The following is a 20,301-nucleotide window of genomic DNA, read 5'->3' on the forward strand; positions in this document are numbered from 1 at the left end:
AATGTTGGAACTTCATTTGTCGTTTAATCCACCAAGATACGAACCGCCGTATACGAGACCCGTACGTACGGTGGTGTGAGAGGCGTACTCCGTCAGTTTATCTGGCGGAGCCGTCTACTCGATTAGCGGTAGTTTTTGTTTTTATATAGTAAATACCAGAGCTTAAACTCGAAACATCAAGTACCAATTTACCACTAAGCTGTTCAATTTTGAGAGCTAATAAAGTGACATCTTGCCCAAGCGCATTATAGATGGTAATCTCAGCCAATTCAGTTGAATTAGCTAATATTGTAATCTGATTTTTGAAGGGGTTTGGGTACATTTCTATTTGTGAATTTTCCAGTCTTTCAATATTGCTGCTTCTTATTTCTGAGTATTCAAATTGTCCGTCAAAATCAGTTTGCTTTAAACGATAGTAAGATATTCCAATGTAAGGGCGAGTATCACTTGTAGAATAACTTAATAAAGATGAAGAGTTTCCTGCTCCGTCTACTAAGGCTAATTCCTCCCAAGTAGTTCCATTTTTCGAACGTTCAATTGTAAAGTAGTCGTTGTTATTTTCAGAAGCAGTTTGCCATTGTAGTTGAACTATTTCATTATTGATTGGAGAGGCATTAAAATTTAATAGCTCTATTGGAAGTGCACTTACCAATGAAACTACAATGTTGTCAATTATTAAACCACATGTTCCCGCAGAAGTCCCATTAAAATCAATAGTATGACTTGTAGCTGTGGCAGTGAAATTAAAAATTTCGGCTGTGAAGTTAAACACTCCCGTTCTTGAAATATTTTGGGTTGCCAGCGCACCACCATCAATACCAAAGTCTAATGTTTGGGTTGCCGGACCGCAAGTTGTTCTTCTTGAACAATCAAAAGTAATTTGATACAATGAACCAATAGTAAAGCCAGATATCGTTTGACATAGCCCAACTGCGGCATCCACCTCTGCCACTCGATTTGAACCAGTACCTCCATAAACGGACTCCGGATTTGTTTCTGGCGAGCAGCCCCACCCTAATGCGGCTGAGGTAAAAGCGCCATTTGTGACAGTTTGAGCACTACTATTTGAACTAACGAATAATATAGCTGCAATTAATATAACACTTAATCTATAGTTTTTTGCAGATTGCATTTGATACTTCATGTTTTTTCGATTTAGGTATTTTTATTCAATTAACGCTAACTTATTATATATTCAACAAAACTGCACAATAGACTCCATAATTAGAAGTATTGTACAGTTTTAGTGTGTTTATATCTGTAAATATAATAGAAATAAATCTACAAATCATCAATTAACCCCAACCTACAAATAAATCTCAATCCCTACATTAAACCCAAGCGCAAATGCCTTTCTAACATAAGCCGACTGCGAATTATAATTATTCATCAATTGTCTGCGTCCTTCAACCATTGCATAAATTCCGTAATGCTCTGAAAATTTAATCTGAGTTCCAACAGTCGCAACAGCATCCATTAAAAAGAAATTAAACTTATCTGTTTCTATCGTTTCAACAGTGTTTTCATTATTATTGATATCCAAAGTGGTCAATTCATTTTTCATGGATAAGAATGCTTTTGGAATTACTCCAATTCCTCCGTAGAATGAAATTTCGTCACCGTAAGAATAAGCCAGGCGGATAGGGAAGGAAATGTGGCGGTATGTATTTACATAACTAAACACAGAATCAGTTTCTTTAAAATCATACGATTCTCTATTTGTAGCATAGCCAACTCCGATTTCTAGCTTGAAATTTTTGGTCAATTGACTTCTAACGCCAGCATTAAAACCAGTTGTCCATTCACCAACTTCGTTTTCACGATAACCCAACTGTTGTCCAAATATTCCATCATTGATTTCTAAGGTGCGAAATGTATAGGCTGGACTTACTCCGAAATACAATTCTGTTCCTGTTTTTGGTTTGATTTCTTTTTCAACTTTGACCACCTCTTTTTCTTCGGGAGATTTGTCATTCGTAATGATTTGGGCAGTTCCAAAAATGCTTGTTGTTGAGAGTAAGAGAATTAAAATGTATTTCATAATGTTTTAGTATATCTTGGCAATTAATAATTGGATATTTCACGTATATTTAGCTAATTAAAGGATAATTTTAAAATTAAATACCTATAAAACTGTTTTATGTCAACAAAGAAAGATAAAAAGAAGAAATCTGTACTTAAAAGAATTCTTCAAATCACCGGAATAACCTTCCTATTATTAATTATCGCTATTATTTTAATCCCCATTTTCTTCAAGGATGAAATTAAAGAAATGGCATTGAAAGAAGCCAACAAAATGCTGAAAGCAAATGTTGCCGTTGGTGATTTCGATTTAACGATTTTCTCTTCCTTTCCTAAAATGAAATTAGCATTTGATGATGTTTCAGTAACAGGAAGAGACGAATTTGAAGGCGTGAAGCTAATCGACATGAAAAGCTTTGAAGCGAAACTTGATTTCTGGAGTGTGATTAATATGGAAGACATCGCTGTTCGTTCAGTAGTTTTGGTTCAACCAAATATTCACGTAAAAATTCTAGAATCTGGATTAGCGAATTACGATATCATGAAAACTTCCGAAGAAATGGCCGAAGAAGATATCGATACAACTTCTTCACCTTTTAAATTTTCATTAGAATATTATGAAATCAAAGACGGAAACATCAAATATGATGATCGTTTAGGAAATATGTTTGCTGAAATCAAAAACATCAATCATTCAGGTTCTGGAGATATGACAGCAGATGTTATCGATTTTGAAACTAAAACGAAAATTGATGAGCTGACTTATAAAATGGCCGGTGCAACATATTTGTCTAAAGTGAAAACTGACCTTGTGATGAATATCTTGATTGAATCGAAAGAGGGAAGTGATAAATTTACTTTGAAGCAAAATGAATTGACTTTAAATGCATTGAAATTATCATTTGACGGATTCTATGAAATGTTCAAAGGATACGACAATATGGATTTAAAATTGAAAGCTGATAAAACGAGCTTCAAAGATTTACTTTCTTTAATTCCAGCTTTTTACCACACAGGTTATGAAAGTATGGTGGCGAAAGGAACATTGAGCTTAAATGCTTTTGTGAAAGGTAAATATGACGACGTAAATTACCCAGCTTGGGATGTTGCTGCGAAAGTAAATGGCGCTTCAATAGTTTATCCAGATATGCCAGCTTCTATTGATAACATTAGTATTGTTGGTGGTTCTAAATTCCCAGGAGGAACAGAACTAGATAAAGCAACTGTTGATATTGATCAATTTAAAGCAACTTTCGTAGGAAATACAATTGATGCAAATTTCTACATGAAGAATCCAATGACAGATCCTTATTTGAAGTCTAAAATTCATGCAAATATAGATTTAGCAACGATAGGACAAGTTTATCCATTGGCTGAAGGCGAGCAATATACTGGTAAATTAACTTCTGATATTTCTATTGAAGGGAAAATGTCTACAATAGAAAAAGAAGAATATGATAAATTCAATGCAACAGGAACACTTAATTTAAAAGGATTCCATTATGCATCAGTAGATTTACCAGCTCCAGTTGATATTGAAGATTTACTATTTGAATTTTCGCCACAACAATTGAAGTTGGCTAATTTGAAAGCTACAATGGGTAAAAGTGATTTCTCTTTAAATGGAGAAGTAAAAAACTACATTGGTTATATGTTCAATGAAGGAGATTTACAAGGTGTTTTCAACTACCATTCTAATTTATTAGATATTGATGAAATTATGCCTCCATCAGCAACGACAAGTGAAACAGCTTCAACAGAAGAAACGACAGCAACAACTGATGCTCCAGCAGGAGAGGAAGAAGGAATTCCAGTTCCTAAGAAAATTGATTTTGTTTTGAATACAACGATCAATAAAATTAAATACGACGGAATGGATATCAATGCTGTTAAAGGGCGTGTGATTTTAAGAAATGAAGAAGCTATTTTAGAGGATTTGAACATGCAAACTTTAGGAGGTACTGTGGCATTAAATGGGAAATACAATACCCAAAATAAAGCCGTTCCAAAAATTGAGTTTAGATACAGTTTAAAGGATTTGGATATTCAAGAGCTAACGAAAAACTTCATTACAATAGATAAGTTAGCACCAGTTGCGAAATATACATCTGGAAAAATATCTTCAGATTTCGCAATGACGACAAGCTTAAAGCCTTCTTTAGAACCAATTTTTGAAACACTAGCTGGAAACGGTTCATTGTTTTCTAATAGAGTTACAATTTCAGGATTTGGTCCATTAGAGAAATTGGCGGAGACTATTAAAATCCCGAAATTAAGTAAGCAAACTTTGGACAATATAAGAGCGACATTTGAATTTTCGGAAGGAAAAGTATTGGTAAAACCATTTGATATTAAAATGGGGAAAATCAATACTACAGTAGGAGGGACGACATCTTTCTTGCAAGAAATTGATTATGAAATCAAGATGAATATTCCTAAAGAAGAAATTCCGGGTGAACTTTTAAAAATTGCAGAACAAGCGATTGAACAAGCGAAGAAGATTCCAGGATTTAAAATGAAGGAATTACCAGCCAATATTCCAATTACCGCTTTGGTTACAAATACAATTAAAGATCCTAAAGTGAAAACGAATATGAAGGAGAAATTGATGGAATTGGGTGGGGATATTAAAGGTGGAGTGAAAGACTTAATTGACGATACTGTAGACAAAGCCAAAGACAGTATTAAAGGTATAGTTGATGATAAAGTCAATGAAGCGAAAGCAGCTGTTGAAAAGAAAAAGCAAGAAATATTAGATGCTGCACAAAAACAAGCGGATAATATCAAAGCTGAAGGAAAGAAATTAGCAAATTCCACAAGAGATGAAGCAGATAAAAATGCAAAGAAATTGATGGATGAAGCTGGATCGAATCCTTTAAAGAAAAAAGGCGCTGAAATAGCAGGGAAAAAATTAAGAGAAAAAGGGGAGGAAGCTGCTCAGAAAATTGAAAGTGAAGCGAAGTCTAGAGCAGATGATGTGATGAATAAAGCACGTGATAAAGCGAATAGTCTGTAATAGACTTTGATTATAACGAATTGAGAAGAGGAAAGTGAGAGCTTTCCTCTTTTTTATGGATGAAAAAGTTTTGATTTCTCTATGTCAGTTTTAAAGCAATGTTTTCCATAAGTATAATACCCAAATCCTTGCGCAATCTTTCCACGCAGTTAATAAATTCCTCTTCCTTGAAAAGGATAAGCTTTTACGCTAGGAGGAAAGGGAAATATTTTCAGCGGTTATTCCTAATAAAAAAGAGACCAACTATTTAGCTGATCTCCTTCATTCTTATTTATAGATTTCTATTTATTTGCGAACAACTAATTTGTTCGTTTTGATAATTTCATCTCTTTTATTTCGAATTGTATAAAAGTATACTCCACTATTTAATTTACTAATATCAACTTGCTTCGTTCCGTTTGAAAAATTTTGTTTTACAAGCTCTTGCCCAGTAACAGAAATGATCGAGACGGAACCATTTTCTAGACCATCAATTTTGAAATTAACAAAATTGATTGCTGGGTTAGGATAGATACTGATTTCTTTATATTGATCAGACAAAGACAATGGTGAAGTTAAAGTAATTAGATTTGATGCTTCATAAACATTCATATAGCCACTTGCGCCTTCTACTAAAATATAAACTTTCATTTCAACATTCTCAACAATTGGAGTGGGTTCTATAATAAATGTTTTTGGATCGGTTCTCCAGTATACCCCAGCTGTTGTGAAATTATATGTTTGATCCGAGCCCGTTGTTGTAGTTTGATTTCCGCTATTCAAAATGAATCCTGCTCCGTTTCCTAAATCTGCAGGAGTAATACCCGACATTGCGATAACATAATAATTAGAGACTTTTGTTTCATCAGGGATATCAAAAGATACTTCTAAATCAGATCCATCATGATTATCGTTAACGTCACTGGCAATAACATTGGTCACATTAGGAGCGTCTTGTAAAATTATTCCTTCAACTATATTGTCTACCGCTAACCAAGAACCTGGTGCAATTGTAGAATTAACTGAAGCAAGAACTTGACCTTCGCTGCTAGCTATATTAATCTTATAACTAGCAACATTGAAAGGGTCATAACTCATGTCTACCGTTACTGTTGCTAATGTCGTTTGAGAACCTCCTAAATATACCTTTCCACTGCCAACTCTTGAACCGCTATTATCGAATGCATCGATCAAAATTACTGCTGTATCATTTGGTTTGATATCGTACGTTATATCTAATTCAAAGTTTAAAAACTTGTCTGTAGAGTTGAAACTTTGATAAGCAACTGAGCCTCTAATTCCATTTGGTAAATTTACAGGATCATTTGTATTCGCTAAATTAAATGATGTCAGTTTTATATAGCTATTCCCTTCTGTTGCTCCTGTTGTTTCTTCTTTTGCTGGAATAATTGTGTTACCGTTTTCATCTGTAATGTCACCTACACCATTAAAGTTTAACCAATCATCTGGTTCTCCAGTAGTCCAGTTTTCAAAGCTTGGATTGATTACTTGCGCAGTTATGCTTGTTGATAACACGGATATTAATCCTAAAAGGTAAAAGATTTTCATAATAGTTTGTTTTAATTCTTCTTAAATACACTTATTTTTTCTTAAGCTTAGTTATTGCAACCTCCTGTCATCCATTCCTTTCAATTTCACTCGCTGCATCATCCCCAAACTGGAATCCCAAATCCTTGCGCAACCTTTCCACGCAGTTAATAAATTCCTCTTTCTAGAAAAGGATAGACTTTAATGCTTGGAGGAAAGTGAACAGTTTCAAAAAAAATTCCTCCATAATCTTGGAAGGTTCCAAAATTTATAATCTCTCCGCGTTTTGTTCTGGTGGGTTTTATGGCCACTAAATATCCTTAATTTGTAGTGAGTTATTTCATAACCTTGGATCACCTGCGATACTCATTTTCTTAGATTGGATTACATTCATACTGCAAAATCCAAAACGTTCTGTGATTTTGCCAAAACAACCATAAATCCCCATTCCGATAATAGGATATTGATGAACTACGTTGGTAAAATGAACTGCATCAAAGTAATTTCCATCTTGATCAATAAAAGTACTTAATCGCATTAATTTTCCTTGTGATGTTTTATTGAAACGGGTAGTCACTAACTTGCCATATAAAAGCACATTCTTATTTATATGCAGATTCATTTCACTGGCTTTTGCATGAGGTTTAAATTCCTCTGTGACCAAAGAGAAATAATCATGGATGGTAAAGTCTAACAACTCCATTTCATCGTAAACATCTTCTAACCAATGTGAATTCAATTTCGGAATGGTGAAGTTTTGATGCTGCACACGGAATAATTGTACTTGTTCTTGAACTTGACGCTGTTTTGTAGCATTTAATCTAAAAGTCGCTTTCCAAAGGAGTTCTGTTTTCGGTTTTAAGATAAAACGAAAAGCATTAATGCGAATTAAAATGGTTATTTGCTCAATAGATATAGTAACACGGTCCATGAAGTCTTCCAAAGACTTAAATTTTCCAAACAGTTGTCTCTCAGTTAAAATCCGTTGAATGACCAATTGTTCTAGACTCTTTAAGTATCCAAAACCTAAGTAAATAGTTTTACCGATGACTCTATTTACATGTTCACTTGTATTAATGCAAGGCAATTCAATTTTGGCACCACGCATTTTTGCTTCATGAATATAATGTTCAACTGAATAAAATCCACCGCCATTATTTAATACAGCTACCATAAATTCAATTGGATAATAGCATTTTAAAAATAAACTTTGATAGCTTTCTACTGCATAAGATGCCGAGTGTCCTTTAGCAAATGCATAGCCTGCAAAACTTTTAATCTGATTCCAAATTTCAAAAATCAGCTTGTCTTCATGTCCTTTTTTTCTGCTGTTAGAAATGAATTTATCCTCCACAGCTTTAAATTCAGAAGCCGAACGTGATTTACCACTCATTCCTCTTCGGAGTACATCTGCTTCACCTAAAGTTAAATCTGCGAATTGATTGGCTACTTTCATAACGTCTTCCTGATAGACCATTACACCATAAGTTTCAGGCATAATTCCCAATAAAATAGGATTGGCTTCTTTTCTTTTTTCAGGATATCTGTGCCTTTTTATGAATTCATCTTTCATTCCCGAACCAGAAACACCTGGTCTAACAATAGAACTCGCAGCGACTAAACCAATATAATTTTCTGTTTTTAGTTTTTGCATTAATCCGCGCATTGCTGGAGATTCTACGTAATACGCTCCAATTGCTCCACCCGTTTTTAAAAGATTATTTATTTTTTCATCTTTTTTAAAACGTTCAATATCTGTGATGTCAATTTCAGGTGCATTTGGATTGTTTTCCTTAATTATCTCTAAAGCTTCTTTAATTTTTGCCAAACCACGTTGACCTAAAATGTCAAATTTGAAAATACCCACATCATCAGCAATATTCATGTCAAATTGAACAGTAGGAAAATCTTTTGGAGGAAGACTAGTGGCTGAATAATAATGAATTGACTTGTCTAAAATCAGAATTCCTGCAGAATGTACACTCACATAATTAGGAAAACCTTCAATTAACTTTCCGTATTTTAAAACAAGTTTAGAAACGTCATCTATTTGGCCTTCTGCAACGCCTTTGCTTAATTTATCGATTTCTTCTTTAGGCAAGCCAAACACTTTTCCCAATTCCCTTACTACAGCTCTATATTTGAAAGTAACGTAAGTTGCCATTAATGCTACATTATCAAAGCGATCAAAAATATATTGGGTAACGGTATTTCTATCTTTCCATGAAAAATCAATATCAAAGTCGGGTGGGGAAGCTCTAAAAGGATTAATGAATCGCTCGAAATACAAATCTAGTTCTACGGGATCTACATCTGTAATTCCCATAATGTAAGCGACTATACTATTTGCACCGCTTCCTCGACCTACATGGAAAAAGTTATTGCTTTTCGCATATTGAATGATATCATAATTGATTAAAAAAAAGGAAACGAATTTTAATTCGATTATCACTTTTAGTTCTTTTTGAAGTCGATCAAGTACTTTTTGAGTCGGATTTTTATAGCGTTCGTAGATTTTTTGATCGCATAAATCCAATAGCATTGCGCAATCTTCTTCAAAACTATTCAGGTATAAGTTTTTGTTTTGATTTTCACGTTCATCGTTAAATCCAAAATTGACGTCACACTGTTTGAGTAGTGCTTCAGTATTTGAAATAATAGTTGGAAACTCTTTAAAGTACTCCTTTAATTCTGATTTAGCGTGCATTTTATCGGTTTGAAAGCATTCTTCTGAAGTGCACAGCTTACTCAATAAAGTATTGTTGTCAATTGCTCTCAGCAGTCTATGTGCATTAAAATCTTTTTTATCTCTAATCGTAACTTGTTGCTGAATGACTAATTTGTCTTCAAATTTTCTCACATAAGAAAACCGAAGTTTATTTATTTCAGCAATAGAAATCCCAATAAATTCATCCTCCGAAAAAGTAGTGAGATTGAGTTCTAGAACTTTCTCGAAAGGATAAATGATAAAAACATCTTCTAATTTTTTGGGTTTTTCTGGAATAGTAGTTTTAGACTCTAAAAAAGAAGACAAGTAGCGATTTATGTTTTCAAAGCCAGTATTGCTTTTTGCAAGTGCCACAAATTGCTGATCGTTACCGTTCCTGAAATCGACACCAATAACAGGTTTTATATTCACCTTTTTTGCCTCCTGTATGAAATTCATACAAGCAGACGTATTGTTGATATCTGTTAACGCAATTGAATCAATATCATTATCGATTGCAAGCTGCAACAATTCAGTTTCGGAGAATGTTCCGTAACGCAAAGAATAATATGTATGACAATTGATATACATGCCATTATTGTTTTCTATGTGCTAAAACTAAAGGTGGCTCTCCATTAAATGGATTATTAAATCTCCCTATAGATTTCGCACCCATGGAAGATGCTCTCATGATACTTAATTCACCATATTTATCGCGAACAGCATCCATAGCATTGTAAAGTTTGAGCATTTGTTCCGTATCATCAAAGAGATTAATTTGATAATTTCCGCTTACAATATCAGAAACCTTAACACCTACTAATCGAATGAGTAATCTTCTTTGATATAGGTTTTTAAACAGTTCTAGAACCTTAGGAATGATAATATGGTCTGCGCTTGTGTATGGAATTTTTATTTGCTTATTATAGGTGTTGAAATCCGAATATCTGATTTTTACACTAATTGTTCCTGCTAGTTTATTCCCTTTTCTCAATTGATAAGCTAAATTTTCAGCCATTGCAAAAATGGTTGTTTTTAGTTTTTCCATATCAATCGTATCTTTACTGTAAGTTCTTTCGGTGGATAAAGATTTACGTTCATGAAAAGCAATAATTGGTTGAATATCAATTCCATTTGCTCGTTTCCAAATCGTTTTTCCATTCTTACCTAAAACACTAATCATCATTTCTAAAGGCATTTCTTGAATTACCTTTACTTTATCTACACCAAGATTTCTTAAAATATTATAGGTTTTTGTACCCACAGAAGGTATTTTCTTAATAGATAAAGGCGCTAAGAAGTCTTTTTCAAAACCAGCATTGATGAGTAATTGATTGTTTGGTTTTGCTTCACCAGTGGCTACTTTAGAAACAATTTTATTTTGAGACATCCCAAAAGAAATAGGCAATCCACTTTCTTTGATAATTTGCTGACGTAATTCAGAAGCATATTTATAGCTTCCAAAATAGGTATCCATTCCAGAAAGGTCGGCGTAAAATTCATCAATACTTGCTTTTTCAAAAATGGGTACTTTATCTTTGATGATATCTGTAACTATATTGGAGTATTTAGAATAGGTACTTGTATTTCCTCGAATGATAATTGCCTCTGGACATAATCTTCTAGCGATTTTCATTGACATACCAGAATGCACACCGAATCTTCTTGTTTCATAACTGCAAGCTGCAACAACACCTCTGTCGCCCGTTCCGCCAACCAATAGTGGTTTTTTCTGTAAACGACTATCAATTAAGCGTTCGCAGGAAACAAAAAAAGTGTCTAAATCGAGATGTAAAATATTCTTATTCATAGTGTAAAACTAGCTACAAATACGTACATTCGTTGCTCAATATTGTAGCATTATGAGTCATTTATCAAAAAACATAAAACATTTAAGACGGTTAAAGAAGCTAACACAAGAAGTTTTGGCTGAGGAATTGTCTGTAACAAGATCGAGAATAAGTTCTTATGAAGAAAACAGATCTTCACCAACCATTGAGTTTTTGATTGATTTTTCGACTTATTTTAAAATTCCAATCGATATTATCATTAAAAATGATTTAACAAAAGCGAAAGATGTTTCATTTATCGAAGTGGGAAATAAAAGAGTTTTGTTTCCAATTACTGTAGATAGTGATAATGAGAATCTGATTGAAATTGTGTCTTCGAAAACATCTGCAGGATATTTACTAGGATATGATGACCCTGAATATATTGAGCAATTGGAGAAGATAAAATTGCCGTTTTTACCCACAGGAAAACACAGGGCTTTTCCAATAAAGGGAGATTCCATGTTGCCTATGAAAGATGGTTCCTATGTAGTGGCAGAATTTGTGGAAGACATCAAAGCAGCGAAAAGTGGACTGTCTTATATTGTAGTCACAAAAGACGATGGAATGACGTATAAAAGATTGGAAAATTTGGTAGAAGAGAAGCAAACGTTTCTATTGAAGCCTGATAATTCAAGTTACCCACCTTATGAAGTGCCTGTTTCAGAAGTTTTGGAATTGTGGAAATTTACGTGTAGTATCAACACACAAGAATATGAGGAGCATGAGTTGAAATTAAGTAGTGTAATTCAGATGTTTAAAGGGTTGGGAGTGGAGTTGGAGGGGTTGAAGAAGTGTTTGGTTTGATGGTTGCGCTTTAATGGAACGCGGATGACGCGGATGCAAGCAACGCGGATGATCTCGGTTTTTTTTGCTGGTGGTGTATTCGGATATTTGCGGATTTGGAAAAAGAAGTTATTGCGTTTAGTTTAGTATACAATGATGCTGAAAGAGGTATTTTAAATTGAGTAATTGTAGTGGGATTGTGAAAACATCTCTTCTTTTATCGAGTAATAATCATTTATTCAGGTAGTTAGAAATAATATCTCACAGTAATCTGGGTGTTTTTTTTAGTTTAACAGGGGAACTTTAATTTAAATTCCCATTCAGCATTTTGAAGTTTTTTCCTTAAGTATTCTAGATTATTGATTAAATCCTCAAAAGACGGTTTAGTCTCTTCATATATCATATCCTCTTTCATTTTTGAATAGTCATCAGCCCACGCCTTACGCACTTGTTCAATAGGTGTAGGATTCAATGTTTTAGGATTGTGCAAGTTATAGTCTACATGTCCGACTTTTGCGTATTTGTATCTATGTGCAACGATGGTTTCATATAGTTCTTGATCATTAAATGCGCTTGCTGTAATACCTTGTTTAGACATTTGATAAATATCATATAAATGACGACTTAGTCGATTTACTCTTATTTTTTCTTCTGGACGATGAAATTCTTCATGAAGTAAAAATAGTTTTTCTAAAAAAGTTCGCTCTGGATTTACTGTAGGAATTTTAAAGAGATCTTCAACGAAAGGTTTGTCGGTATAAACTTCGTCTACTAGCGCACCAAATGTTTTTTCAGTAAAAGGCTCTCTTAAAGATCTGCAACTTATTTCTATTTGAACTCTAGGTAGTATGTAATCAGAGTTAGATTCTATTACATTGGGATAATATATTTCTAAAATCCTTGGATCCTGATCACTGTCTTGTGCTTCAATAACTTGAAATTCTAACTCATTTAACCCTTTCTCTTTAAACGCTTCTTTAAGCTCCTCAAAGAAGGTGATAGTTGTATATTTTCCTGCTTCTTTTCTTAGTTTTTTTATTTGAGATTTAGAAATATCTCCATCATAACCTTCAAAAAACTGTTTATCAATAGCTAAATCAATATCCTCAGAAAATCGATGTATTAACTTCCAAGCTTTACTCAATGAAGTCCCACCTTTAAATACCAAATGTTTGGCAATATCCATTTTAAATATGATATCTAAAGTTCGGCTCACCCACCAGTCTTTTTCTACAGCAAATGGCGTCATGCCCTTTTCATTAGCTATCGAATTAAATATGGCCTCTTTCTCGAGATTGCTTGTATTGTAAAATTTTATTTCACTCATCATTTATTGCTTTTTTCATTATTATCTGAATCCATACTGGAGCCAAAGCTATATCGTGAAGCAAATGTTTTTGATTCTCTTTTTTTAAGAGCGTTACAATTTTTTGTTCTTCTTGCTCGCTTACTTTTCCATTTCCTATTTCTTTAAGTGCTTGAATGGCTAATCGACTTACTTTTCCTTTTGCCATTAGGTTTTTAGGAGTAGTTTTTTTTAATTTTATAGTACGTTTTCCAATCTTTATGACCCTAGGTGACCCATCAGTAAGCAACACAATGTTTAAAGGAATTTGTGTACTTAATCCAAGAGCATTTAATGCGTAGCTTCCTGTAGGCACAGTTCTAATTTTATCACGTTTAGCAATAGCTTCGGCAACTTCTTCTGCGGTAGGAAGAATAGGTCCAATTAATTCGCTTATTTTTGGACGGACATAAATACCATGCGCTACTCTTACAATTACTTTTTTGTCCTCTAAACGCTCTAGTGATTTTTGGACAGCCTTAGATGTGCCGTATTGCAAAAAGTCACTAGGAAACATCAGTGTGCCTGTTGGTTTGCTTTTAATTGATTTTATTATTTTATTTTCAACGCTTTGCATTCGTTTAATCTATTTGCTATGTCGCAAATTTAGTAAATATTTGCGACAAAAAAACAAAATTATTAAATAACACATCTTTAAACCTCAAGTATTTAACAAAAATATTCTACGATAAAAACTGAAATCGAACGACCCAAAGAAATGAAAGGGCTTTTACCAAGTTCTGAAGAAATCGCTAGGAGACTGGACAATTCTCTGGATTGATACTTTCTAAAAGACTAACTAAGTAAGAAAGTTTGGCTCTTTTAATAAAAAAATGTAAGACCTCCAAAATGGTCACACAAAAACTCTACAATGTTGCATGACTTATGCAATATTTAGATATTTGTTGATTATCTAAAATATCTAATAATGAGTAATTTAAATTTAAAGAAGGTTTCAGCAGAATTTAAAAAGGAAATAGAATATTTTTTTTCTACTGCTGAATCAATAGTAAGAGTAGAAGCTTTTCATAGTCAAATGAAAACTAAAATGTTTAATACCTCTCAATATGAGTTTAATGCCCTTCTTCACCGCGGATGATTGTAGACAACTTAAAGTAGATTCAGATCAAGTTGGTGAATTTCTATATCTAGCGAATTATTTGGATAACAAGGTAGACGATTTTGAAAAAAAAGAGAGGTTAAAATAAATATTGACAGTTGATAATTAAAACCTCAGAAGTACAATATTCCATTGGAATTTCAATTCAAGAAGAAGGTTGTTTTGACAAATCTTTAGAAGATTAATAGAATTCTTTCGGAATAGATGGAATTTGTCAGTGTTACTGACAAGTATTTACGTGTAGTATCAACACACAAGAATATGAAGAACATGAGTTGAAATTAAGTAGTATAATTCAGATGTTTAAAGGTTTGGGGGTAGAGTTGGAGGCTTTGAAGAAGTGTTTGGTTTGATATGGAGGTTGCGCTGTAATGGAACGCGGATGACACGGATGCAAGCAACGCGGATGAACGCGGATTTTTTTGCTTTTGGTGGTTTCGGATACTCGCGGGTTTTAAAGCGATTCCCCAAAATGTAGAGACTCACGGCCGTGTGTCTCTACATTTTGGGGAATCATCAAATAATAATCTTCGTAGTATACTTCAACTCCTCCAACACAATCTGAGACTCAATATCACTGATATTAGAAATCGAAGCTACATCATTCACCAGAAAGTCACGGTATTCTTTAATGCTTGAGAATCTTGCTTTGGCCAAGAAGTCATAAGAACCAGAGATATGATAAAATTCAGTGATAGAGTCTAAGGACTCCATTTGTTTGATAAATTCTTTTCGTTTTGAGGCGTGGTGGTCTTTAACAGTAAGGTTTAGGAAGACAACGATTGATTTTCCAAGCAAGTCAGCATCTAATAAAGCGACATATTCCTTGATATATCCAGCTTTTTCTAGTTTCTTTATACGTTCGTAAATTGGAGTAGTGGTTAGCGAGAGTTCTGAAGCCATTTCTTTAGCTGTCTTTAAACAGTCAGTTTGGAGAATTTCAAGGATTCTTTGGTCAATACTATCCATATTTAGCTTTTTTAACTGTAAAAATAACAACTAGCAGTAAAAAATACTAATTTTCATCTAATAGTATTTTATATCGCTTTTTTGAAGCAAATTTGCAGCGATTTAATCTTTTATAAAAATCAAAACTTCTTCATCGAAGTTTATTTTCCAATAATAAAAAATGAAAAACAAATATCAAGATCTTATAGAGCAAACGTTCGACTTTCCGCAAGAGGAATTTAGTGTTGAAAATGGTGAATTGTCATACAGAGGTATCGACATGAATGCATTGATTGAAAAATACGGAACCCCATTTCGATTTACGTATCTTCCTGTAATTGGAAAACAAATTGAACGTTGTCGCAATTGGTTTAATACGAGTATCAAAAAACAGGAATACAAAGGGAAATATGAATATTGTTACTGTACGAAAAGTTCACATTTCAATTTTGTATTAGAAGAATGTACAAAACACAATACCAATATCGAAACGAGTTCTGCTTTTGATATTGATATCCTTATTGCTTTACACAAGAAAGGGAAATTAGATAAAGACACTTATGTTTTGTGTAACGGATACAAGACAGAAGTTTACATTAAAAAAATTAAAGAATTATTGGAGTTAGGCTTTACACGCGTCATTCCTGTAATCGACAACTTCCAAGAGTTTGATATTCTTGATGAACAAATTGATCAAGAATTAGAAATAGGAATTCGAATTGCTTCGGAGGAAGATCCAAAATTTGAATTTTATACTTCTCGTTTAGGAATTGGGTATAAAGATGTCGTTTCATTCTATAACTGGAAATTAAAAGACCACAAGAAATTTAAACTTTCCATGTTACATTTCTTTGTGAATACAGGAATTCGTGATAACGCATATTACTGGAACGAATTACATAAATTCTTAAGCGTTTACGAAAACTTGATTAAGAATGACGCAGATATTACTTACTTAAATGTAGGAGGAGGATTCCCAGTGAAAAACTCATTGGCTTTTGACTTCGATTACGAATATTTAGTAGATGAGATTGTTGGTCAAATTAAGATGTCTGCAGACCATGTTGGTGCACGTCACCCAGATATTTTTACAGAATTTGGTTCTTTCACAGTAGCTGAAGCAGGAGGGATGGTGTACACTATTTTGGATCAGAAAAAGCAAAACGACAGAGAGAAGTGGAACATGATTAACAGTTCTTTCATGACGACACTGCCGGATTCATGGGCAATAAATAAGCGTTTTATTATGCTGCCAATTAATCGTTGGGAGGAAAAATACGAACGTGTTTTCTTGGGTGGATTGACTTGTGATAGTGACGATTATTATAACTCAGAACAACACACAAACGCAATTTATTTACCTGTTTACAATAAGAAAGAACCAATGCATGTTGGGTTTTTCAACTGTGGAGCATATCAAGAATCAATTTCAGGATACGGAGGAATTAAACATTGTTTGATTCCAAGTCCAAAACATATTTTGTTAAGTCATGATGAAAACGGTGAGTTGGTAGATGAATTATTCGCACCACAACAAACGAGTGAACAAATGCTTAAAATTTTAGGATACTAATGAGAACATTTGCAGGAATCCCTGAAGAATTAGGGAAAGAAGAAAATGCAGCGATAGTAATTATCCCTGTGCCTTATGACGGAACTTCTACTTACGGGAAAGGAGCCGATAAAGGATTTGAAGCGTTAATGGATGCTTCAGAAAACATGGAGTTGTATGACATAGAAACGAACTCTGAAGTTTACGAAAGAGGAATTTTTGTTGCTCCAGCAGTAATAGAAGCTACTTCACCAGAAGCGATGTGTAATGCTGTAGAGAAAACGACTGACGTATATTTAGAAACTGGAAAATTTGTAAGTTTATTTGGAGGAGAGCATTCCATTTCAATTGGAGCGATTCGTTCATTCAAAAAGAAATACGAGAATCTTTCTGTTTTACAGTTAGATGCGCATTCAGATTTACGTCCAGAATTTCATGGTTCGGCTTGTAATCACGCTTGTGCAATGCATGCGGCATCAAAAAATACGAATCTTGTTCAAGTAGGAATTCGCAGTATGGATGCTGTGGAATTGCCTTTTGTGAAGGAAGAGAATTTCTTCGATATGTACCGCATTAATTCTACTCCAGACTGGATGGACGAAGTGCTTAATCAATTGGGAGAAGAAGTGTATTTGACAATTGATTTAGATGTTTTTGATCCGTCAATTATGCCATCAACAGGAACGCCAGAGCCAGGTGGAATGTATTGGTACGATGTGATCACATTGGTGAGAAGAGTAGTAGAAGAGAAAACCTTAGTAGGTTTTGATATTGTTGAATTGGCTCCCGTTGAAGGAGTTCCAGCGCCAGATTTTATGGCAGCGAAATTATTATATAAAATATTATCTTATAAATTTAATTCATAATGGGAAAAGTAAGAGAGTTTATTGAATACAATTACAGACATTTTAACGCTGCAGCACTTGTAGATGCAGCAAAAGGTTACGAAAAACACCTTTCAGAAGGAAAGAAAATGTTGGTTTCACTTGCTGGAGCGATGAGTACGGCAGAATTAGGTATTTCTTTAGCGGAAATGATTCGTCAAGACAAAATTCACATGATTTCAACTACAGGTGCAAACTTGGAGGAGGATTTAATGAATTTAGTAGCACACAATAGTTATAAGAGAATTCCAAATTACCGTGATTTAACACCACAAGATGAGTGGGATTTATTGGAGAATCACTTGAATCGTGTGACTGACACATGTATTCCAGAAGAAGAAGCATTCCGTCGTTTACAAGACCACGTTTTCAAAGTATGGAAAGACGCTGAGGATGCAGGAGAACGTATGTTCCCACATGAATTCTTGTTTAAGCTAGTGAATTCTGGAGTTTTAGAGCAATATTACGAGATTGACCCTAAGAACTCTTGGATGATTGCAGCAGCTGAGAAAAACTTACCTATGGTTGTTCCAGGTTGGGAAGATTCAACTTTAGGAAATATTTTCGCTTCGTACTGCATCAAAGGAGAATTGAAAGCTTCTACAATGAAGTCAGGAATTGAATACATGATGTGGTTAGCAGATTACTACACAAATAACGCTGGTGAAGATGGAATTGGTTTCTTCCAAATCGGTGGTGGTATCTCAGGGGATTTCCCAATTTGTGTTGTTCCAATGTTAGCACAAGACTTAGAGCGTGAAGACACACCATTCTGGAGTTATTTCTGTCAGATTTCAGATTCTACAACAAGTTATGGTTCGTATTCTGGAGCAGTTCCAAATGAGAAGATTACGTGGGGTAAATTAAGTATTGATACACCGAAATTCATTATTGAATCCGATGCAACGATTGTAGCGCCGTTGGTGTTTGCATATTTGTTGGATCAGTAGGGTAGAGGATTTATATTTTAAGGATAGCGTGGGACGTAGGTTCTGCGCTATTTTTGTTTGGGGTGGTGATCGAGTTTGGGATGACGGAACGCGGATGACGCGGATCTTCGAACGCTGATTTCCGCTGATTTTTTATAATTAAAAATACATTTTTTTTAAATCCGCGTATATCCGCGCTGCTTGCATCCGCGTCATCCGCGTTCCATTACAGCGCCACTATATTTATATTCACCCAACAATCCCAATCCCAACTTTAAATCGTAATTTTGCACCATGAAATTTGAAGATTATAAAATAGCGAAAGTAATAAAGACTGAAATTCACAACTTAGGTTGGGCACGTCCTACGGACATTCAGTTTAAGGCGATTCAACCTATTCTTAATGGAGAGGATGTTTTGGCCATTGCACAAACGGGAACTGGGAAAACAGCGAGTTTTGTTATTCCTATTTTGAATTCAATTCATAATCAGTTAGAGAAAAAATCAGAGCATTATGTGCGTGCTTTGGTGATGGTTCCTACAAGAGAATTGGCGGAACAAGTTCAGAAAGTTTTTGCCGAAGTTGGAAAAGGAATTAAAGTTCGTTCTCGTTCTTTGATGGGTGGAGTTTCTCAAGATGATCAAATAGCTGATTTAGACAATGGAATAGACGTTGTTATTTCAACTCCTGGTAGAATGTTTGACTTGATTTCACAAGGTGTATTAAAAGTTGACCGTTTACAAACTTTGGTGTTAGATGAAGCCGATCACATGTTAGATTTAGGATTTATCAAGGACATTCAAGATTTGATGCGTCACATTCCAGAAAAACGTCAAACTTTGTTCTTTTCTGCGACTATTGACAAGAACATTAAGAAAATCGCTTATAATTTGGTTAGAAATGCGATTCGTATTCAAATTTCACCAAAAGATCCAGTTGCTAAGAATATTGAGCACGCGGTTACATTTGTTGAAATGGACGATAAACGTTTCTTTTTAGAGAATATCGTTAAAGAAAACGAAGGCTTAAAAATCATGGTTTTTGTGCGTACGAAAGTCCGTGCAGAACGTGTTGTAAAAGCATTAGAACGCGTTGGAATCGAAGCGGTAACAATTCACGGAGATGTGGAACAGAAAGACCGTTTTATAGTTCTGAATAAATTTAAGAACGATGAAGTTTCTATTTTAATAGCGACAGATGTTGCTGCGAGAGGAATTGATATTCCTGGAATTGGAGCGGTAATTAATTACGATTTACCAGACGAACCAGAAAATTATGTTCACCGTGTAGGTAGAACAGGACGTGGAAAAGAGAAAGGTGTGGCTATTTCATTTTGTAGTGAAGATGAAAAGATCTTATTGGCATCAATCGAAGCTTATAACGGAACTGAAATTGCAGTTTACGACCTTTCAAAACAAGATTACAGTGCAATTATTAGTGACTCAGAAGACGGAAGCAACGATTGGAAACAATTGATGGCGGAAGAGGAGAAGAGAACTGGTAAAGGGAATGAATGGTAGAGTCAATTGATAATTGAAAATTAACAATTGATAACTATGAGGGATGAATGTTGAATTATGAATTTGTGGAGCGTTCAATTACGAATTGGTGGAACAGTTTAATTAGGAATACATC

Annotated in this window: 15 protein-coding genes and 1 pseudogene; 8 read left to right on the plus strand and 8 right to left on the minus strand. The window is 34.3% G+C overall.

All coding sequences use genetic code 11. The annotated features are described in order from the left end of the window. Positions 1-97: 97 nt before the first annotated feature. Together ERX46_RS03765 and ERX46_RS03770 are read right to left on the minus strand one after the other, a co-directional pair. Entirely contained in the window at positions 98-1,144 is a 1,047-nt protein-coding gene (locus ERX46_RS03765; protein ID WP_130092512.1) for a T9SS type A sorting domain-containing protein, read from the minus strand. Between the two features lie 162 nt (positions 1,145-1,306). Beyond that, positions 1,307-2,041: an outer membrane beta-barrel protein gene (locus ERX46_RS03770; protein ID WP_130092513.1), complete on the minus strand. Its 735-nt coding sequence runs from the start codon at positions 2,039-2,041 to the stop codon at positions 1,307-1,309. A gap of 99 nt (positions 2,042-2,140) precedes the next feature. Between ERX46_RS03770 and ERX46_RS03775 the strand changes: the two genes are divergently transcribed. Next, positions 2,141-5,038, plus strand: a complete 2,898-nt coding sequence (locus ERX46_RS03775) for an AsmA-like C-terminal region-containing protein (protein ID WP_130092514.1) — start codon at positions 2,141-2,143, stop codon at positions 5,036-5,038. A 285-nt stretch (positions 5,039-5,323) separates the two neighbouring features. Here the strand turns inward: ERX46_RS03775 and ERX46_RS03780 are convergent, their stop codons facing one another. From ERX46_RS03780 to dinB, 3 genes are all read right to left on the minus strand, one after another. Next, positions 5,324-6,586, minus strand: coding sequence for a T9SS type A sorting domain-containing protein (locus ERX46_RS03780; protein WP_130092515.1), 1,263 nt, complete (start codon positions 6,584-6,586; stop codon positions 5,324-5,326). A gap of 319 nt (positions 6,587-6,905) precedes the next feature. Next, positions 6,906-9,863 (minus strand): DNA polymerase III subunit alpha, encoded by a 2,958-nt coding sequence (locus ERX46_RS03785; RefSeq protein ID WP_130092516.1) that lies wholly within the window; start codon positions 9,861-9,863, stop codon positions 6,906-6,908. Positions 9,864-9,867: 4 nt separating this feature from the next. Then, entirely contained in the window at positions 9,868-11,082 is a 1,215-nt protein-coding gene (dinB, locus tag ERX46_RS03790; RefSeq protein ID WP_130092517.1) for a DNA polymerase IV, read from the minus strand. A gap of 52 nt (positions 11,083-11,134) precedes the next feature. On the opposite strand from dinB, the gene ERX46_RS03795 reads away from it, so the two are divergent. Continuing rightward, on the plus strand, positions 11,135-11,908 hold the full coding sequence (locus ERX46_RS03795; RefSeq protein ID WP_130092518.1) for an XRE family transcriptional regulator: 774 nt from the start codon (positions 11,135-11,137) through the stop codon (positions 11,906-11,908). Between the two features lie 268 nt (positions 11,909-12,176). Here ERX46_RS03795 and ERX46_RS03800 read toward each other — a convergent pair whose 3' ends face one another. Further along, positions 12,177-13,217, minus strand: coding sequence for a nucleotidyl transferase AbiEii/AbiGii toxin family protein (locus tag ERX46_RS03800; protein WP_242494530.1), 1,041 nt, complete (start codon positions 13,215-13,217; stop codon positions 12,177-12,179). Then, the gene (locus tag ERX46_RS03805; protein ID WP_130092519.1) at positions 13,207-13,809 is read right to left on the minus strand and encodes a DUF6088 family protein; all 603 of its coding nucleotides are present in this window, start codon (positions 13,807-13,809) and stop codon (positions 13,207-13,209) included. The genes ERX46_RS03800 and ERX46_RS03805 overlap by 11 nt, the downstream gene beginning before the upstream one ends. Before the next feature lie 351 nt (positions 13,810-14,160). On the opposite strand from ERX46_RS03805, the gene ERX46_RS17450 reads away from it, so the two are divergent. Continuing rightward, positions 14,161-14,331 carry a hypothetical protein gene (locus ERX46_RS17450; RefSeq protein WP_165366139.1) on the plus strand — a complete coding sequence of 57 codons (171 nt, stop codon included), beginning with the start codon at positions 14,161-14,163 and terminating at the stop codon, positions 14,329-14,331. Positions 14,332-14,585: 254 nt separating this feature from the next. After that, positions 14,586-14,705 (plus strand): annotated as a pseudogene (locus ERX46_RS17905) (XRE family transcriptional regulator); the annotation flags it as partial. A gap of 163 nt (positions 14,706-14,868) precedes the next feature. Here ERX46_RS17905 and ERX46_RS03815 read toward each other — a convergent pair. Then, the gene (locus ERX46_RS03815; protein ID WP_130092520.1) at positions 14,869-15,321 is read right to left on the minus strand and encodes an Lrp/AsnC family transcriptional regulator; all 453 of its coding nucleotides are present in this window, start codon (positions 15,319-15,321) and stop codon (positions 14,869-14,871) included. 160 nt (positions 15,322-15,481) lie between these two features. Between ERX46_RS03815 and ERX46_RS03820 the strand changes: the two genes are divergently transcribed. The 4 genes from ERX46_RS03820 to ERX46_RS03835 all read left to right on the plus strand — a co-directional run bounded on the left by ERX46_RS03820 (position 15,482) and on the right by ERX46_RS03835 (position 20,186). Next, the gene (locus ERX46_RS03820; protein ID WP_130092521.1) at positions 15,482-16,873 is read left to right on the plus strand and encodes a type III PLP-dependent enzyme domain-containing protein; all 1,392 of its coding nucleotides are present in this window, start codon (positions 15,482-15,484) and stop codon (positions 16,871-16,873) included. Beyond that, a complete protein-coding gene (speB, locus tag ERX46_RS03825; RefSeq protein ID WP_130092522.1) occupies positions 16,873-17,718 on the plus strand; it encodes an agmatinase in 846 nt (281 codons plus the stop codon). Before ERX46_RS03820 ends, speB begins: the two co-directional genes overlap by 1 nt. Continuing rightward, positions 17,718-18,686: a deoxyhypusine synthase family protein gene (locus ERX46_RS03830; protein ID WP_165366140.1), complete on the plus strand. Its 969-nt coding sequence runs from the start codon at positions 17,718-17,720 to the stop codon at positions 18,684-18,686. The genes speB and ERX46_RS03830 overlap by 1 nt, the downstream gene beginning before the upstream one ends. A 273-nt stretch (positions 18,687-18,959) precedes the next feature. Next, positions 18,960-20,186 (plus strand): DEAD/DEAH box helicase, encoded by a 1,227-nt coding sequence (locus tag ERX46_RS03835; RefSeq protein WP_130092524.1) that lies wholly within the window; start codon positions 18,960-18,962, stop codon positions 20,184-20,186. Positions 20,187-20,301: the final 115 nt, after the last annotated feature.

The organism is Brumimicrobium glaciale (assembly GCF_004152935.1).
GTDB lineage: Bacteria > Bacteroidota > Bacteroidia > Flavobacteriales_D > Crocinitomicaceae > Brumimicrobium > Brumimicrobium glaciale.

What these genes read in the sequence shown, in the direction of transcription:
- ERX46_RS17450 (WP_165366139.1), top strand. Translation starts at nt 14,161, where the DNA reads ATGAGTAATTTAAATTTAAAGAAGGTTTCAGCAGAATTTAAAAAGGAA.
- ERX46_RS03780 (WP_130092515.1), bottom strand. Translation starts at nt 6,586, where the DNA reads ATGAAAATCTTTTACCTTTTAGGATTAATATCCGTGTTATCAACAAGC.
- ERX46_RS03800 (WP_242494530.1), bottom strand. Translation starts at nt 13,217, where the DNA reads ATGATGAGTGAAATAAAATTTTACAATACAAGCAATCTCGAGAAAGAG.
- ERX46_RS03765 (WP_130092512.1), bottom strand. Translation starts at nt 1,144, where the DNA reads ATGAAGTATCAAATGCAATCTGCAAAAAACTATAGATTAAGTGTTATA.
- dinB (WP_130092517.1), bottom strand. Translation starts at nt 11,082, where the DNA reads ATGAATAAGAATATTTTACATCTCGATTTAGACACTTTTTTTGTTTCC.
- speB (WP_130092522.1), top strand. Translation starts at nt 16,873, where the DNA reads ATGAGAACATTTGCAGGAATCCCTGAAGAATTAGGGAAAGAAGAAAAT.
- ERX46_RS03785 (WP_130092516.1), bottom strand. Translation starts at nt 9,863, where the DNA reads ATGTATATCAATTGTCATACATATTATTCTTTGCGTTACGGAACATTC.
- ERX46_RS03770 (WP_130092513.1), bottom strand. Translation starts at nt 2,041, where the DNA reads ATGAAATACATTTTAATTCTCTTACTCTCAACAACAAGCATTTTTGGA.
- ERX46_RS03795 (WP_130092518.1), top strand. Translation starts at nt 11,135, where the DNA reads ATGAGTCATTTATCAAAAAACATAAAACATTTAAGACGGTTAAAGAAG.
- ERX46_RS03805 (WP_130092519.1), bottom strand. Translation starts at nt 13,809, where the DNA reads ATGCAAAGCGTTGAAAATAAAATAATAAAATCAATTAAAAGCAAACCA.
- ERX46_RS03835 (WP_130092524.1), top strand. Translation starts at nt 18,960, where the DNA reads ATGAAATTTGAAGATTATAAAATAGCGAAAGTAATAAAGACTGAAATT.
- ERX46_RS03820 (WP_130092521.1), top strand. Translation starts at nt 15,482, where the DNA reads ATGAAAAACAAATATCAAGATCTTATAGAGCAAACGTTCGACTTTCCG.
- ERX46_RS03815 (WP_130092520.1), bottom strand. Translation starts at nt 15,321, where the DNA reads ATGGATAGTATTGACCAAAGAATCCTTGAAATTCTCCAAACTGACTGT.
- ERX46_RS03775 (WP_130092514.1), top strand. Translation starts at nt 2,141, where the DNA reads ATGTCAACAAAGAAAGATAAAAAGAAGAAATCTGTACTTAAAAGAATT.
- ERX46_RS03830 (WP_165366140.1), top strand. Translation starts at nt 17,718, where the DNA reads ATGGGAAAAGTAAGAGAGTTTATTGAATACAATTACAGACATTTTAAC.